The 1380-nt window shown below is 73.0% G+C and carries 1 protein-coding gene; it reads left to right on the top strand.

The features are described 5' to 3' along the window. Positions 1 to 207: 207 nt before the first annotated feature. Entirely contained in the window at positions 208 to 1335 is a 1128-nt protein-coding gene (locus ACFCX4_RS36270) for a GuaB3 family IMP dehydrogenase-related protein (RefSeq protein WP_376151749.1), read from the top strand. Positions 1336 to 1380 lie beyond the last annotated feature (45 nt).

Below are 1380 nucleotides of genomic sequence, written 5' to 3'. Positions count from 1 at the left end.
GGACGGTGGCGGGCCCTCCGGGCCGTCCGGACGCCGTCCGCCCCGGGGCCGGGAGCGGCGCAGGAGCCGGTCCCGGGCCCGCTGGGAGGCCCGCGGGGCGCCTCCGTGCGGCGGGCGGGGCCGTGCGGCGGCGCGGGCGGGTGCGGGATACTGGGGGCGGCCGGGGTGACCCGGCGGGCATGAGCAACACCACCAGAAGGGCTCGAAGTGACTGAGATCGAGATCGGGCGAGGCAAGCGGGGCCGCCGGGCGTACTCCTTCGACGACATCGCCGTCGTCCCCAGCCGCCGTACGCGTGACCCGAAGGAGGTCTCGATCGCCTGGCAGATCGACGCCTACCGCTTCGAGCTGCCGTTCCTGGCCGCTCCCATGGACAGCGTGGTCTCCCCGCAGCAGGCCATCACCATCGGCCGTCTCGGCGGTCTGGGCGTGCTGAACCTGGAAGGCCTCTGGACCCGCTACGAGGACCCGCAGTCGCTGCTCGACGAGATCGCCGCGATCACCGACGAGGCCGCCGCCACCCGCCGCCTCCAGGAGATCTACGCCGAGCCGATCAAGGCCGAGCTGATCAAGCAGCGGATCCAGGAGGTCCGCGACTCCGGCGTGGTCACCGCCGCCGCGCTCTCGCCGCAGCGCACCGCCGAGTTCTCCAAGGCCGTCGTGGACGCCGGGGTCGACGTCTTCGTGATCCGCGGCACCACCGTCTCGGCCGAGCACGTCTCCGGTGCCGCCGAGCCGCTCAACCTGAAGCAGTTCATCTACGAGCTGGACGTGCCGGTCATCGTCGGCGGCTGCGCCACCTACACCGCCGCGCTGCACCTCATGCGGACCGGCGCGGCCGGTGTGCTGGTCGGCTTCGGCGGCGGCGCCGCGCACACCACCCGCAACGTGCTGGGCATCCAGGTGCCGATGGCCACCGCCGTCGCCGACGTGGCCGCGGCCCGCCGCGACTACATGGACGAGTCCGGCGGCCGCTACGTGCACGTCATCGCGGACGGCGGCGTCGGCTACAGCGGCGACATCCCGAAGGCGGTCGCCTGCGGCGCCGACGCGGTGATGATCGGTGCCGCGCTGGCCCGGGCCACCGACGCGCCCGGCAAGGGCTACCACTGGGGCATGGAGGCGGTCCACGAGGAGCTGCCGCGCGGCAAGCGGGTCGACCTCGGCACCGTCGGCACCACCGAGGAGATCCTCACCGGCCCGTCGCACACCCCGGACGGCACGATGAACCTGTTCGGCGCGCTGCGCCGGGCGATGGCGACCACCGGGTACACCGAGCTGAAGGAGTTCCAGCGGGTCGAGGTGACCGTCAACCCGGCGCTCAACCACCGCTGAGCCGGTCTTAAAGATAAACCGGGCCCCAGTCGAGAAGTTCGTCGG

It is taken from the genome of Kitasatospora sp. NPDC056327 (assembly GCF_042261735.1).
In the GTDB taxonomy this organism is placed as follows: Bacteria; Actinomycetota; Actinomycetes; order Streptomycetales; family Streptomycetaceae; genus Kitasatospora.
This window is presented reverse-complemented; position numbering and strand designations above follow the sequence as displayed.